This is a genomic window from Singulisphaera photorubra (genome assembly GCF_045290345.1).
Taxonomy (GTDB): Bacteria; Planctomycetota; Planctomycetia; order Isosphaerales; family Isosphaeraceae; genus Singulisphaera.
In genome coordinates this window covers 1,717,126-1,731,793 of sequence record NZ_CP155447.1, presented here as the reverse complement: position 1 = coordinate 1,731,793, position 14,668 = coordinate 1,717,126, and the positions used below count along the sequence as shown (strand labels likewise).

Sequence of the window (14,668 nt, the reverse complement as noted above, 5' to 3'; positions counted from 1 at the left end):
AAAATAAGCTCAAAAACAAGGTCAATGGGACCGGGCATGATCTTCTCCTTATTCAACGGTGCCGATTCCCTCAGCGGTGGCTCGCTGGCCTTGCTCATCGTGGCCTTGGCGATTGCCTTGGGGTTCGAGTTCGTCAACGGATTCCACGACACGGCCAACGCGGTCGCCACGGTGATCTACACCAAGTCGCTCCGCCCCTGGCCGGCCGTCCTATGGTCGGGGTTCTGCAACTTCTGCGGCGTCTACCTGGGCGGGACGGCGGTCGCATTCAGCATCGTGAACCTGCTGCCGGTCGACTTGCTGATCCGCGCCGGGTCGGGGGCGGGCTTGGCGATGGTGCTTGCGCTCTTGATCGCGGCGATCCTCTGGAACCTGGGGACCTGGTTCCTGGGCCTGCCGACGTCGAGCTCACACACCCTGATCGGGGCGATCATCGGGGTCGGCCTGGCCAACTCGCTGTTGCCCGGCCACGTCTTCGGTGAGGGAGTGAACTGGGACAAGGCGAGTGAGGTCGGGCTCTCGCTCCTGCTCTCACCCTTGATCGGCTTCACCCTGTCGGCGGGCTTGTACCTCGCATTGAAAGCGTCGATCCGGAGCCCGGAACTGTACGAGCCTCCCCTCGAAGACCGGCCCCCGCCGTTCTGGATCCGCGCGGTCTTGGTTTCCACCTGCACCGGGGTCAGCTTCGCGCACGGGTCAAACGACGGCCAGAAAGGGATCGGGCTGATCATGCTGATCCTGATCGGCGTCCTCCCCGCGCACTACGCGCTGAACTCCGAGGTCGACGAGCCTCGAGTGCGGCGCACGTTGGCCGCCGCGGCTAAGCTCGAGAACTTGCTCCAGCAACGTGAATCCATCCCCGGGACCTCCACCTTGCTCAATGAACTGGCCGACCTCCGCGCGACCCTGGAGCGCTACCCGAGTCTGCGCGCGATCCCGGAGGGGGCTCGCTGGCAAGTCCGGGCCAACCTGTTGAGGCTGAGCAAGGGACTCAACACCTTGAAGCGAGCGAAGCCGTCGGGGATGTCCGCCCAGGAATGGAAGACGGTCGAGCATTGCAAGGCAGAGTTGAAGCCCTTGATTGAGTATTCGCCGACGTGGGTCCTCATGGCCGTGGCCACCGCGCTGGGGGTCGGCACCACGGTGGGCTGGAAGCGGATCGTCCTCACGGTCGGCGAAAAGATCGGCAAGAGCCATCTCACCTACGCCCAGGGAGCCAGCGCCGAGCTCGTGGCGATGAGCACAATCGGCCTGGCCGACCTCGGCGGCCTCCCGGTCAGCACCACCCACGTCCTCTCCTCGGGCGTCGCGGGAACGATGGCCGCGAGCGGCTCAGGCTTGCAAGGTCGCACCGTTCGCAACATCGCCCTGGCCTGGCTCCTGACCCTCCCCGTCTCAATGCTCCTCGCGGGCGGCCTCTACCTCTTGTTCCGTCTGGCCATCTAACTCAACAACGCCGGGGTGAAGAGACACCTGATTCCGACGAGCATCCGAAGTCCTTGACTTCGAGGGGTGCAAACCACACTTCTCGCGTGAGCTGGAGAGCGCCCGAAGCGATGGCCCCTCGGAAAGTAGCAATACACGGCCGAAACGCCAACATTCATTTGCCTTGACAATTGTTGCCTAGGCAATAAACTTGCCGGCATGAAGAACAAACGGCTCAGCCAGCTTGAAGACCACCTCGGCTACTGGCTCAGGTGTCTTTCCAATCTCGTCAGCAACGCTTTCGCCGAGCGCCTTGAGCAGCACGACATCAGTGTCCCGCAATGGGTTGTGCTCCGCTGCCTCTACGACGCGGAGAACACGTCCCTGAACGAGCTTGCGGCGACGGTCGGGGTCGACAACGGGGCTCTCTCCCGGATGGTCGAGCGGCTCCTTCAGAAGGGGATGATCGTCCGCGAGCCCGATCCGGCCAATCGACGAACCGTTCGGCTCCGGCTAAGCGAGGCTGGAAAGCAGCTTGTGCCGGTGTTGGCGAGGGAAGCGGACGAGAACGACGAGGCCTTTTTCGGCGTCATCGGCGAAGAGGAGCGGCACCAGCTCCTGGCGACGGTGCGGACATTACTGACCAAGAACGGGTTCAAGGGCAAGGCCCTGGAGTGAACGATGGACCAAGCGATCTTGCACGAGTGCCTGATGGAAGCATTCGCCGGGCGAAGGACCTTCCCCGAGACGGTGGAGAAGATGCTCGCGACCGGCGTCGAGCGTTACGACGTCGACCTGACGCGCCTCGAGAAGAGGCACTTTGGCCTCGACGGCTCGACCCACCTCGAAGCGATACCGCTGGCAGATGCCCCGGCGGTCCCGTTGGAGTTCACAACCAGGACGGTGCAGGAAGCGATCAGGGCGAGCCAGCAGGGGAACATCGGATATCCCGAGTTCCTTCAAAGAGTCATGGCCGCCGGGACGGCCAGCTACAGCGTCTACCTCAACGGCCGAAAGGCCATCTACTTCGGTCGCAACGGCAATTTCCACGTCGAGCTGTTCCCCTCATGATTAGGAGCGAGCCATGCAGGTCGGCGGAATCCTCGAGACGGCCCTCTATGTCTCGGACCTTCAGCGGGCAGCGGAGTTCTACCGCCGTATTTTTGGCTTTCCCACACTCGTGGAGAGCGAGCGGATCATCGCCTTGGACGTTGCAGGAAAGAGCGTCCTGCTCCTGTTCCCCGAGGGGGGCACAAAAGCGCCCTTCCCCGTACCGGGCGGCGGCGGAGTGATCCCGCCCCACGGCGGCACTTCCGGGGGTTACCACTTCGCCTTTTCGATCGCCTCAGAGGACGTGGAGGCGTGGCAGAGCCGCCTCGAAACTGAGGGGGTTGCGGTCGAGAGCGTGGTGAACTGGCCTGGCGAGGCCAAGAGTATTTACTTCCGCGACCCGGACGGCAACCTTGCCGAACTGATCAGCCCCGGGTTCTGGGCGATCTACGGACACGGGCGAACCTGAGATCGCTGGCCGCGGCTTACCGTCTCCCGAATGAAATGGCGGATCCAGAAGGTGAGAGCCGGTGACGATGACCGACCTTCGGGGCCTCTTCAGCCAGCGAGATGAACTCATTCGCCCGCCGCCCAGCGCATTGCCGCTCCGACATGCCGTCGGCCGAACTCCGTGTCCAGCGACCGCAAGTCGTGGCCCAGTTCCGTATAGAAGAAGCGGCCCCCCTCAGGCCCGGCCTCGTGGACCCAGGCCGTCGGATGGTCCTTGCCCATCGCCTTGCCGCCCCTCTCTTTGAAATAAGCACGCACAGGCTCATAGCTCGATTCGTCGAGCCGCATCAAAACCTGGAATCCCTTCTTGCCGCTCACCGAGCGGTCGTGGTTGTGCCAGTCTGCCGAATACCAGAACTCGTCCCCTTGGCCGCTCACGGCCGGGTGATCCTTGGCTGCCGGGTCGACCACCAGGCGGGCACGGGCGAAGTCCGAGTCGCTATCAAAGTCGGCACCGCCGAGTTGCGAGAGCCAGGGCCAGCCGATCTGATGGACCAGGGCGGCATGGAGGCCGACGATCCCACCCCCATGGCGGGACCAGTCCTCAACGGCCTTCTTCTGAGGATCGTCAAGGATCTTGCCGAGTTCGTTGGCGTTATTCAGCACCAAGACCCGGTACGCCGCCAACCGATCGGCGGTGAGGTCACCTGGCGTCTCGGTCACGTCCACGGCATACCCCTGCTCCCGCCCCAACCTCACAAGCCAGCCGTTGGTCCTGGGGATCTCGGGATGGCGATACCAGCCCGTCGCAGAGAAAACCAGGACCCGGAATGGTTTCTCAGGGAGTTTTGCTTCCGGACGATCTTCCGCTCGACCGATTGCTGAGGCCACCACGAGGGCCACGCAGGCGGCGATACTGAGCGAGACGATTCGGGAGAGGAGGCGGAGTCGGCTGGGTCTCATGGTTGTCCCTGTCGAAGGTGCAACACAATGCTCGGATGCCACGGCTGGCGCAGGCCCCCAACCTGGAAGTGAGAGGTCAGCGAAACGAGATCCTACTCTTTGGGCACCCCACGGTCAAAATGTCATAGGATCAAGTTTGATGGCGTTTTGGAGAGACTTGGAGGAAGGACCGAAGAGTGCTCGGACGTTCCAACCCGTCATCCACGATCCCGTTCTCTTCAACGATCGAGTCGGACGAAAGTAACAACCATCGCTGTTCCTCAAGCTTGGGATCTTCGGGATTCGTGTCTGGTAAGCTCTCTCTCCGGATCGTCCGTGTCGAGAGTTCGCTTCGCCTTCTTGATGACCGCCACCGCCACCCAGTCTCCAAGTCGGGTGGTAGACTTGAGCACGGCCGTGTCGCTCGTGATTTCACGGACCGCCGTGGTGCTCCGGAGCGATGGCACCACCTGACAAACCTCTCACGTTCCCCGCCGACGGCTCCCGGACCGATCCACGCCACCTCGGAGCAACTTCTGCGATGAAACCTGCCCGTTACCGACCGGTCCACGGAAAAGTTCCCTGCGCAGAAGGCCTTGAGTCTCGACACCTCCTCTCGGGCGGACGGTCGCTGGCGCCCGTGGCGGAGGTCAGGGCCTTGCGGGGGGGACCGGCGACGGAGCCCCCCCGTTTGTTCATCGAGCCCGAGGCGGGACGAGGGCCGATCCTGAGGGCGATCACGGCGGCAAAGTCAGAGATCCGGGTCGGAATCTGCAACTTCAGCGACCCCGAACTTGTCGACGCCTTGCTCGCGGCAAGAGCGCGGGGGGTCAACGTCCGCGTCATTCTGGACCGGGCCGATTACCTCGCCAAGCCCCCCGAGCAGCAACAAGCGGCCCGGCTCACGGCAGGAGGAGTGCAGGTCCGGCTGAGCAATCCGGTCTTCCCTCAAAGCTTCCCGAAGTACATTCTGGTGGACCAGCGCCAGGTCATGATCATGACTATGTGCATCGTCCCTCCAACGTTTCAGGACACGCGGGACTACGGGGTCGTGCTGGGCGACCCGCGCATCCTGCGCGAGGTGGCAGCGGTTTTCGAGACCGACTGGGCCTCCTCGGCGCCGGCGGGGGTGACCCCGCCTCCCTACAATCCGACCCCAGCCATCAACGATCCAAGGCTGATCGTCGCCCCGACCAACGCGAGCGCTCAACTCTCGCGGCTGATCACCGGGGCGCGGCACACGCTCGAAGTGACGAGCGAGGTCGTCGATGACGCGTTCCTCCAGGGCCAACTGGTCGCGGCCGCTCGGCGCGGGGTACGGGTCCGCCTGATCGCGCCGGTGCGCTCGCGGGCGGGCAACGACAATCTCCCGGCCCTGCGTTCCCTGGCCGACAACGGCGTCGCGGTCCACGTCACCACGAGCCTTTCGCCCGACCCCACGGCCATGCCCTACTTGCACGCCAAATCCATGGTCGTGGATCGCCGGACCGTCTACCTCGGCTCGATCGACCTCGACGCCACCGAGACGGGCCAGGATCGGGAGTTGGGGATCATCCTCCAACGGCCGACCGTCGCGCGGCGTCTGCGGAGCCAGTTCCAGAGCGATTGGCTCCGCACGAACGACGCGGGCCCGACGGCCGTCGGCTGAGGCAGGGCCGTCCGCGGCGGGTCAAGGCCCATTAACGTTATGCCCATTTACTGGGCTGCCGATTACTCATAAAGACTTACCTGCAAGACGAATCGACCAGAAGGGGCCGCCCCCATCGGGGTGGCTCGTCCAGTGCCTGAGTCCATCCTGGACCAGTCGGAATCGTCATCGATTCATCTCCGTGCCGAACGGGTGGGTGACGGTGGCCCTAACGTCGGGCTAATCCGATACCACAAGGGATGGGAATCGAGCGTCGTCGCGTGCCACGCCAATTTTCTCGGAGGCAATACCGTGACCCGCCGCCTCAACCTGATCCGTCAGATCTGGAAGGCGGAGGGGGACGCCCACGGTGGTATCCCATCTGCGAAATTACCGCGTGATTGACGAGGAGGCATCTACTTCAGAAATGAGGAGCCCGACCCACTCTACTCATGGCTCTCGACACTGGAGGAAGGGCACCGGATTGATGGATCCGGGCCCCACCGAGGCCGGGCGGAAAGACCGGTAGCGTGGCTCCCGACTCCGGCTTTTCTTGATTTTCTGAGGGATGACCGCTGCCTAACTGCGGTCTACCGACGGGTTGTTTGCATCTTGCAGGCGGAGGCGGTGCCCCCGAGGCCATCGCCAAAACAACGGGGTTACAACTGAACTTACACATCCCTACTATTTATTTCCGAGCAGACCTCGCCCGCGCGGCGTCGGCGGCAGCGCCGCTGGGCGGGCCGGTGTCGGCGGCTGGCGAAGCGACCGCCGGAGTGGCCTCGGGCGGCGGCGGTTCACTACTGCAACCGAATATTGAGGGTCCGGCAAGGAGGAACAGGGCGAGCGAGGAGCGGATTCGAGACGAAATGGCCATTCTTACGTTCCTTGGGTTCGCTACTTGAGTCTTGGTCCGTTCCTGATATGACGAAGGATCGGGGCCCAGAGAGCCCGCCTGTCAAACTCGAAGGGGGGGGAATGCAACCGTTCAGCTTGCTCCCGAAATCCTCACATAAGACTCATTCAATAGGCATCGGAACTAATCACTTCGCCGCCGTTCGGGGTACTCAGGGCACGCCAAACATTCAAGTTGACGCTATCCTTGACGAACCGGGCGCTGCCGTCGCCAAACACGGCATTGACCCCGCCCGAGTGTCGGCTTCGCGAGGCGTTGAATTTCGGCTCATTGGTATTGCAAGGCGGGTTCCCCGAAACCTTCTCGGGGGGAGCGCAGTAGGCAAGTTGGTCGGGAATCTTGGAGTTAGGAGTCGTGTACGCCATGAACATCGCGCAGTTGTAGTCATCATTAAAAATATCGCCGCGATGATCGTAGTTGACGTCATCGTTGACACCGACAACGACTTCACCCACCAGCAAGGTGTTGCTCGTGCCGTCGGTCATGTCCCGTAGAGACGTCGACAAGTTCCCCTTGAACGGGGCGCCGCTGAAGGTGACCGGGCCCGCGGGAACGTTGGCAGTCCAGGGGTTTGGGCCGGCCGTACCTCGCCCTGCCTCGTTCTGCCAGAAGTGGGAGTTGCCCCAATTCGCGGCCATGCTCGCCTTCCGGCGTCGGTATCGCAAGTTGGGTTCCTGAATGCTCTTCGCGCCGGCATCGCTCGGGCATTGCCAGATCGAGAGGCTTGTCATCAGCGCGGTTGTCTGCTCCCACTCGTAGAACGGAACGCTGAAGTTGATCGCGTTGTAGAGGGCCCCTTGCTCGAAGAAGGGCAAAATCATAAACGCCCAAGTTCTCCGATTATCGTTCGGCGAAACCGTCGCGTAGGAATAACCACTTCCCATGCGGCCGATCGGAAACGACCCCGTCGTATCATGATAGTTATGCATAGCAATGCCCATTTGCTTAAAATTATTAATACATTGGGCACGCCGCGCAGCCTCTCGCGCCGCCTGTACGGCGGGCAATAGTAACGCGATCAGAACAGCAATAATGGCGATAACAACCAGCAATTCGATCAAGGTGAACGCACGACGCCGGGTGGACATGATCTCGCTCCTCAGTCACGAAAGGCGTTCTGTAAAATACGACTCGCGGTGATTGTCCGAAGAGACGTTCAGCGAGCGCCCCGCCAAAGAACCGCTTATCCAGGCAACAACGCCCTGACTCCTCAACCAGAGTCTTTTTTCGAATTTAAGGGCTTGCCCTCCTCTCTCTCGGCGTTGCGCCAGGCCAGGCATCAGTCATCGGCGCTAGACGCGCCCCCCCTTGACCGCAGCTCCCAAAAGGGCGAGGATCCGTATCAATTCCCCTTCAATGTACCACTCGCCCTGTGACCTGCGCACGACCGCTGATGCTTCCAACGCCTGTGCCACTGCACGGACAACGAATCGGTGGTTTCAACAATCGAACTCCCAAGGAATTCGGTGTGCCGTGAAACCTATTTCATTCGTTCAAGAAGCCAGGTAAAGCAGAGTTGTGATTTAGTGAAGCATTACGGAGCGGGCGGGTTTCCGTCAAGAACAAAACCTGGGACGCAAAAATTATTGGGACTGGATACGAACATATCGCATGGCGGCCGTGCGAATTTGTGCGGCTTGCAACCATAAAGCAGGCTACAGGCATAACGCGAGTCGTTCGGTCGCGATCCACCGTCGGGTGGCTCCAGAGATGTCATGTGGAGATCCCGCCGCTGTCCCTTGGGGATCAAGAGACGTGGATCGACGAGCCCATCCTGATCGGTAGGTTCATTGCAGCCTGTAGCGTTGGATCCGCGAATTCAGGAAATCAGAAAAAGACAGGCTCGCTCGGTCACCTCGCGCGGCGATGAGCGAGAGGAGGACAAGCGGCCGACTCAGATCCCAATGCCGGACAGCACGTCGATCAGCCTAAGGACGATTTCGGTCGCGACCGGAGCCTTCGTTTCCGCGCGGACGACCGCTTCCTCCAGTCGTTCCTTGGCCGCTTCGATCAGTCCGGGTTCGTGCTGGTCGCTCACGGCTCGTACCAGTTGGGCCGTGCTCTCGGCCAGCGCTTCCGTCTGAGGCTCGGGGGGATGAAGCACGGCGGTCAGGTCGGCCAGGAGGTCGGCCATCTCCGCCCGGACTTCCGGCTCCAGATGCTCCGCCTCACGCAGGCGTTGCGCGAGTTTCTCAATATCCTTCGAAATCGAGGGGTTGGGTTCCTCGCCCTTCGACGACGGTTCCTGCATGGCTTGTGGCTCCTTTTATGGAGGATGTGAGCCGGCAAGACCCACAAGCGCAATGCTACAACGGCGGGAGCCAGCCAACCAGGGGCCGGCTCCTGCCACTTCGTCCAGCAGTCACGAATCTACCGCCTCAACGACGATCCCAGGGGCGATCAGACCGACCGGCCTCGCGCCCCATCCCAGCGGTCGCCTGGCCAATGCAACGACCTACCTCTACCTCTGATAAATCGGCAAATAACGATATTCCACCGCCAGGGCGAGCACCGCCATCGCCGTGCAATAGTTCCGGCCACCGGAGCGGTCATTGCCGTCGGCCGAGAGCCAGCTACCGTCGCGGTCTTGATTTTCGAGAAGGATCGCGACGAGCTTGGGGTAGTAGGCGAGGAAGTATTTGTCACCCATCTGGAACATGGCTTGCGAACAGTAATAAACTTCGTAGAAGAAGTAGGAACCGGCCCACCGGGGGGGATGCTTGAGAAGGTACTCTGCGCCGGCGACCGCTTCGCTGCTCTGGTGCTCGCCGCAGATTTCCAGGGCGAGGATGCCGGTGCCGGTCCTTGGGTTGTTCGGACCGCCGCCAGGCTGGTAGCCAAAGCCCCCTTCCTGGCTGGCGCAGCGTTTGAGGTAGTCGATCGCTCGGTCGATGTTCTCGGAAGGGACGGCGCAGCCGGCCGACTTGGCCGCGCGAAGCGCCATGACCTGCCAGCCGCTGACGCTGAGGTCGCTATCTCTGCTGGTCGGCTGATAGCGCCAACCGCCACTGTTTTCCGGGTTCTTGGCCAGGTTCTGAGCGAGCAGGATCAGCTTGACCGCACGGCCCAGGGCCTCGCGAGCCCGGTCGGCCAACGGGGCCCCGGCGGTCATACCGACCACTTCGGCAAGCATCAACGTGCTGATTCCGTGGCAGTACATCGGGCCGTGGCTCGTGTTCGAGACGAGCAGGCCGTTGGCCCGCTGGTGATCGAGGACGTAGCGGACCCCGTTCTCGACCGACTCGCGATACGGGCCGGGCTCGCCAGGGACGTGGCCGGCGGAGAGGAACGCCATCACCGCGAGCGAGGTGACCGAGGTGGCCCGGCCGAACCCGCCCGACTCCCACGATCCGTCGGGCTTCTGCGCAGACTTCAAATAGTCCAGGGCGCGATGGATCGCCGCATCAGCCTCGGGTGAGGCCGGCCGAGGGGTCGTCGCCCCGCCGGACACATCCTGCGCGTTGAGCGCGATCGGAAGGCCGAGGATGAGAGCGGCGAGCAGCAAGACCAAGGAGGGGGCGGCGGTGCGGAACCAGGTCATGGCCGTGGCGAATCGCCGGTGGCGATCTCCTGAAAGTAGAGCTGGATGAGCCGGGCGTAGTCGTCGCGATAGCGGCTCTGCGACATTTGCAGGATCTCGGTGCGAAGGTGGCCGGGGAGCTCGCCCCAGGCGCGGCCGGTCTTGCGCTGGATCAGGGCCTGGAGCTCGCTCAGATCGAGAGTCCCCGGCGCGGCGACAGCCCCTTTGGGGTCGCGGTTCCGCCCTCCAGGGTCGCCCGGGCCCGACTCGCCCTGGTCGGCAAGCTCGGACCGGGCAGGGTCCGATTCCGCTCCTTGGCCTTGAATCGCGGCAGCGTGCTTGGCGGCGGCGTTCAGCTCCTGGGCGGCCTGGTTCAAAGCCTGCTGAACGTTTTGGGCGGCTTGCCCACCCTGGGCGGGGTCCCGCGCCTGGTCGAGTTGGCGGGCCGCCTGGCGCATCGACTCACGAGCGGCGTCGAGCGGGCCGTGCGGGGTGGCCTGACCGGGGGCAGGCTGGGACTCGGCCGGGCGGTCAGCGCGGAGCGAGGCCGCGAGGTCTTCGGCCTGCTGGGCACCGCGTTCGACGATCTCGGCGGCCCGACGCTGGGAGTCGCGGGCCGCGGCGGCCTGGCCCTTGGCGAGCTGATCGGCCCCTTGGTCCATGGCACGCGGAGCCTGCTCGCCGAGGAGTTGAGCCGCCTCGTGTGCCGGGCCGTGAGCCCGAGGGCTGAGCGGACGAGCCCGCTCACCGAGTCCGGTCAGTTCACGGCCGAGTGCGGCCGCCTCCGGCTCAGAGCCTGCTGCGGTTCCACCCGGTCACCCGAGATCGTCTGGAGACGTTCGCGGAGCAAGCGTTCGCGGCGCGCGAGCTGACTCGCCGCCTCGGCCTGCTGCACGCCGATCTCGAGTTCTCGATCGACCGGGGCCACGGGGGTTTCCGACTTCGGGGCAAGTGCCGGCGTCAAGGCTTGCCGGCCGCGAAGCCGGTCAGCCAGGGCACGCGCGGCCTCGACGGCTTTACCAACTGCCTCGTGCGAAGCCTGGTTCGGGGCGGCGGCATCGGCGGGAGCTTCGGCCAGGGCCAAGGCGGCCTGCTCCGCCTGGCGGACGGCCTCGGACTGTTCAAGTGGGGCGTCGGGGGCGGGCAAGGCCCGGAGCGCCCGCGCAATCCTCCGTTGGTCGGCGGCCTCGACAGCGCGGTCGACCGGCTTCGTGGTCCGTTCTTGCAGGGCTCGTTGGTCGTCGAGCAGCTCGCCGACCAGGTCATCGGCGGGTACTCGCCCTTGCATTTTTTGCTGGAGCCGATCGAGCGTCGCGCGGGCCTCGAGCTGAGCCGCGGGCAGGGCGTCTCGCAAGGCCTGTCGCGCCGCCAAGGGGGTGGAGGAATCCTTCTTCTCGGCAAGCTCCTTGAGGGCCACGGCCAGGGCCCGTGCACTCTCGGCCGCGCGGGCGCGCTGGGGTTCGAGACGAGGATCGGATTCGAGCGTCCCCTTCTCCAGGGCGTCGGCGACCTTGGCCTGGATGGGGGCGAGTGCGGCCAGGCGGTTGGCGAGGTCTTCGGCGGCCCGATTCGGGTCGTGGGGGCGGCCGGGCTGAGGGGCCGTCTCACGGAGGTGGCGGGCGAGGTCGCGGGCCACCTCATCGCTCCGGCGGCCGACCTCATCGAGCTGGCGGCGGACTGGCTCCTGGCGGCGCGCGGCGGTCGGCAAGAGGTCGGCCAGGCGTCCGAGGTCGCGTCTCGCGTCGTTCTGACGCTCGGTCAACTCGCGTGCCGTGGGGGCCTTGAACGCCTCGACGGCCCGAGCCGTGCTCTGGACCGCCGCGCGGGCGGCGTCCCCTGGAAATCGTTTTGCCACTTCGGAGTCGGCGTCCGCGGGGGCCTGGATCGTCTCGGCCAGGCGTCCGATCTCCGTCTGCTTCGCCAGCAAGGGGGCAAGGCTCCTCGCGAGTGCGTTCGTCTCCTCGGCCGTCGGCGCGCTCTGCGCGGGCTTCTGAACTCGAATCGCTTCGGCGACTTGCAATCCCAGCGCCTCCTGCCGGCGGGTCAGGCGCTGGGCCAGGGCTCGCGGATCGCCAGGGATCTCCTCGAGGTCGCGGACGAGCCGACGGAGCTCGCTCTCAGCGATTTCGAGGCGCTGGCGGGCCTGATCAAAGTCGCCTCGTTCGATCGGTTCGGCAGCCTGATGGAGCGGATCGGTATTCAATCGCCCTCGACCGCTCTCCGCAAGCGGCGGGTCGACCTCGAGCGCCAGGCGGCGGGCGTCATCCTCGAGCGCTCGCTGAGCCTCGGCCAGCGCCTTGAGTTGCTTGCCTTGGGCCGAGAGATCCGTGGCGAGACGGGCCTCGTCGCGCTGGCGAGCGGCAAGGTCACGGGCGCGTCGGGAGAGTGACTCGGCCTCGGCGGCTTGCGCCGCGAGAACATCAGCGCGAAGGGCCGGAGAGTTCTTGAGTAGCGCCTCGAGGTCCTTCTGAACGGCGGCCTGTTCGGCCTGGAGCCGGTCGAGCTGGTCACGGTCGGCGGCCTCGTCGGCCGCCTGATCGGCAAGGCTTGCTTCGCGGCTGGCCAGGTCGCGAAGCTGCTGAAGCTCCGCCTCGCCGCGGGCCAGGGCGTCGAATCGGCGCTGGAGGTCATCGAGCCGGCTCGAGACGGCGGCGAGCCGGGAGTCGGCCTGGCGGAGGTCGTTGAGGCGGCGAGCGGGATCGGCCTGCCCTCTTGCCTGTTCGAGCATCGCGCGACTGGCCTCGGCCTCGACATCGGCGATCTGCCGGGTCGGACGGGCGAGCAGCCCGAAGCGCGGGTCGGCGGCAAGTTCGCGGGCCAGGAGCTGGAGCCGGTCGCTGACGTTCCTGGCCTCGGCCTCGCGTCGGGTGAGTGCCTGCTGGCGATCCCGGTCCCACTCGCCATTGCCGCGCTGCACGGCGTCGGCGGCGTAGCGAAGCTGCTCGGTCTCCTTGCGGTTCTCGGCGTTCGCCGTCTTCAACGCATCAAGCTTTGCCTGAAACGCCTCGCGTTCGGCCCGGGCCTGCCGCGTCTGCAACGACTCGGCACCCACGACGATCGCCAAGGTCCCGGCCGGCGACCAGACGATGTTCGGCCCGCGCGGGGCGGGGCGATTGTCGGCCACGCGAACGCGATACGACAGCGTATCCCCCGGCCTCAGTCCGAGCGGCCCGAGGTCCAAGGACGCCTCGCCCCGAGCCGACCGCGTCCCCTGGCCTTTCAGGGCCGCGACGACCTGGCCCGTCCCGGCCCCTTCGGCCTCGGCGCTCGCCGCGGTCCCCCCGCGTTGGATCCCATAATGGAGCTCGACCGAGGCCACCGCAACATCGTCGCGGGCCGAGACGGTCACGCGTAACGTATCCTCAGGCCCTGATTCGGCCGTCGCGTCCGGCCCCTGGACGGCAACCACCGGAGGCGCATCGCCCCGAACGACCAATCGACGCAACGGTTCGAGAGAGCCCGACAGACCTTGCTCGTCGCGGAGCGAAATCGTGTAGGGGCCGGACTCCTCGGCGATCACCATCGCCGAAGCCCGTTTCCGATCGGCTCCCAGCACCGCTGCAACCGGCTGCGGCCGCTTCGGCCATCCGACCTCGACCGCGGTGATCGGCCGGCTCGCCGAAACGTCCAAGCTGATCCGGCTTCCTTCCCAGGCCTCGATCCGTCTGGGGTCGCGTGCCAGGGCGGTCGGCAAGCCGGTGTATGCGGGCGGCTCCACCCGTGCCTCGACCGCGACGACCGATGGCGGCTCGATCGCCTTGATCCGGAACGATCGACTGACGGCCGACCCGCTGATGACCCGGTACCGCAACGAGCCGGCCAGCCTCGGCAGAGTCACCGAAAACGCACGAGGCCCCGAGGACGAACGAGGTCCGCGCGCCTCCGTCTCGGGCATCGCGACCCGACGCGCGCCCCCTTTGCCCTCCTCGGTCCACTCGAGCCAGGCGCTTGCGGGGGCGGGATCTTGACCGTAGCGAGGTTGGACCTGGGCCGAGATCGACAAGTCGGCCCCCAGAGCGGCCGGACCATCGCCCGGTAAGACCGTCAGGACATACCGGCCGACCCGATCGAGGTCGGCCCAAGGGGCCAGGAACCGCCGGGCCAGAGCGCCGAACGGATCGGGCCGGATCAGGCTCGGCACGACAACCAGGGCCAACGCGAGCCCGCCCAAGGCCAGCCACCTGACCGCGCCACGGAGCGAGACCAGACGCGAGGAATCCATCAAGCCGGCATAGGCCGAGGCGGCGCGAGCGAGGGCGGCGACCATCTCGGGGGAGCCGTTCGGGCGTCCGGCACGACCGAGCAAGCCAACCACCGCGGTCAGCCGCTCGCCGAGACTCGGCTCAGCATGCTCGGCCATCGCGGCCAGTTCCAGCGGATCGGCCTTACGGCCCAGCGGAACGACGACGCGCGAGGCCAGGAGCAGTCCGACCGCGACCCACCAGAGGCTCCAGATCCCCCAACGGACGGCCAGTGGCAAGACCCAGACGAAGTCGGCCGTCATCCCAAGTGCCGCACCGAAGGCCGCGACGACGGTGGCCATCCCGAGGCCCCGGAGCACAGACGCGGCGCGAAGTCGACGGTCGAGCCGACCGAGGAGATGGCGGATCGCGTCGGGCAAGGGCGGCGATGCGGAACGAGCCGGGGGCGTGACCTGGGCCATCGCGGGGAACCCCTTGTTTTGGGCCGTTGCATGGGACGGCGACGCGCCGGCAAGGCCTTGGATCGATCCAGGGTA

General features: G+C 65.3%; 14 protein-coding genes. 7 read left to right on the top strand and 7 right to left on the bottom strand.

The features are described from left to right. Positions 1 to 36 precede the first annotated feature (36 nt). From V5E97_RS06655 to V5E97_RS06640, 4 genes are all read left to right on the top strand, one after another. Positions 37 to 1,446 (top strand): inorganic phosphate transporter, encoded by a 1,410-nt coding sequence (locus V5E97_RS06655; RefSeq protein WP_406698531.1) that lies wholly within the window; start codon positions 37 to 39, stop codon positions 1,444 to 1,446. Positions 1,447 to 1,644: 198 nt separating this feature from the next. After that, positions 1,645 to 2,103, top strand: a complete 459-nt coding sequence (locus V5E97_RS06650; RefSeq protein WP_406698530.1) for a MarR family winged helix-turn-helix transcriptional regulator — start codon at positions 1,645 to 1,647, stop codon at positions 2,101 to 2,103. Positions 2,104 to 2,106: 3 nt separating this feature from the next. Next, positions 2,107 to 2,496 (top strand): DUF1398 domain-containing protein, encoded by a 390-nt coding sequence (locus V5E97_RS06645; RefSeq protein ID WP_406698529.1) that lies wholly within the window; start codon positions 2,107 to 2,109, stop codon positions 2,494 to 2,496. A 13-nt stretch (positions 2,497 to 2,509) separates the two neighbouring features. Continuing rightward, positions 2,510 to 2,944, top strand: coding sequence for a VOC family protein (locus V5E97_RS06640; RefSeq protein ID WP_406698528.1), 435 nt, complete (start codon positions 2,510 to 2,512; stop codon positions 2,942 to 2,944). 107 nt (positions 2,945 to 3,051) lie between these two features. Here V5E97_RS06640 and V5E97_RS06635 read toward each other — a convergent pair whose 3' ends face one another. Further along, positions 3,052 to 3,888 (bottom strand): ThuA domain-containing protein, encoded by an 837-nt coding sequence (locus V5E97_RS06635; protein WP_406698527.1) that lies wholly within the window; start codon positions 3,886 to 3,888, stop codon positions 3,052 to 3,054. A gap of 315 nt (positions 3,889 to 4,203) precedes the next feature. Between V5E97_RS06635 and V5E97_RS06630 the strand changes: the two genes are divergently transcribed. The 3 genes from V5E97_RS06630 (at position 4,204) to V5E97_RS06620 (ending at position 5,899) form a co-directional block, all read left to right on the top strand. After that, the gene (locus V5E97_RS06630; protein ID WP_406698526.1) at positions 4,204 to 4,341 is read left to right on the top strand and encodes a hypothetical protein; all 138 of its coding nucleotides are present in this window, start codon (positions 4,204 to 4,206) and stop codon (positions 4,339 to 4,341) included. A gap of 67 nt (positions 4,342 to 4,408) precedes the next feature. Next, on the top strand, positions 4,409 to 5,515 hold the full coding sequence (locus tag V5E97_RS06625) for a phospholipase D-like domain-containing protein (protein ID WP_406698525.1): 1,107 nt from the start codon (positions 4,409 to 4,411) through the stop codon (positions 5,513 to 5,515). Between the two features lie 132 nt (positions 5,516 to 5,647). Continuing rightward, positions 5,648 to 5,899 carry a hypothetical protein gene (locus V5E97_RS06620; RefSeq protein ID WP_406698524.1) on the top strand — a complete coding sequence of 84 codons (252 nt, stop codon included), beginning with the start codon at positions 5,648 to 5,650 and terminating at the stop codon, positions 5,897 to 5,899. Between the two features lie 283 nt (positions 5,900 to 6,182). Here V5E97_RS06620 and V5E97_RS06615 read toward each other — a convergent pair whose 3' ends face one another. From V5E97_RS06615 to V5E97_RS06590, 6 genes are all read right to left on the bottom strand, one after another. After that, the gene (locus tag V5E97_RS06615; protein ID WP_406698523.1) at positions 6,183 to 6,371 is read right to left on the bottom strand and encodes a hypothetical protein; all 189 of its coding nucleotides are present in this window, start codon (positions 6,369 to 6,371) and stop codon (positions 6,183 to 6,185) included. Between the two features lie 146 nt (positions 6,372 to 6,517). Beyond that, positions 6,518 to 7,498: a DUF1559 family PulG-like putative transporter gene (locus V5E97_RS06610; protein WP_406698522.1), complete on the bottom strand. Its 981-nt coding sequence runs from the start codon at positions 7,496 to 7,498 to the stop codon at positions 6,518 to 6,520. A gap of 806 nt (positions 7,499 to 8,304) precedes the next feature. Further along, on the bottom strand, positions 8,305 to 8,661 hold the full coding sequence (locus V5E97_RS06605) for a hypothetical protein (RefSeq protein ID WP_406698521.1): 357 nt from the start codon (positions 8,659 to 8,661) through the stop codon (positions 8,305 to 8,307). 210 nt (positions 8,662 to 8,871) lie between these two features. Further along, positions 8,872 to 9,951 carry a prenyltransferase/squalene oxidase repeat-containing protein gene (locus V5E97_RS06600; RefSeq protein WP_406698520.1) on the bottom strand — a complete coding sequence of 360 codons (1,080 nt, stop codon included), beginning with the start codon at positions 9,949 to 9,951 and terminating at the stop codon, positions 8,872 to 8,874. Further along, a complete protein-coding gene (locus V5E97_RS06595) occupies positions 9,948 to 10,592 on the bottom strand; it encodes a hypothetical protein (RefSeq protein ID WP_406698519.1) in 645 nt (214 codons plus the stop codon). Before V5E97_RS06595 ends, V5E97_RS06600 begins: the two co-directional genes overlap by 4 nt. Before the next feature lie 95 nt (positions 10,593 to 10,687). Then, positions 10,688 to 14,593 carry a hypothetical protein gene (locus tag V5E97_RS06590; RefSeq protein ID WP_406698518.1) on the bottom strand — a complete coding sequence of 1,302 codons (3,906 nt, stop codon included), beginning with the start codon at positions 14,591 to 14,593 and terminating at the stop codon, positions 10,688 to 10,690. Positions 14,594 to 14,668: the final 75 nt, after the last annotated feature.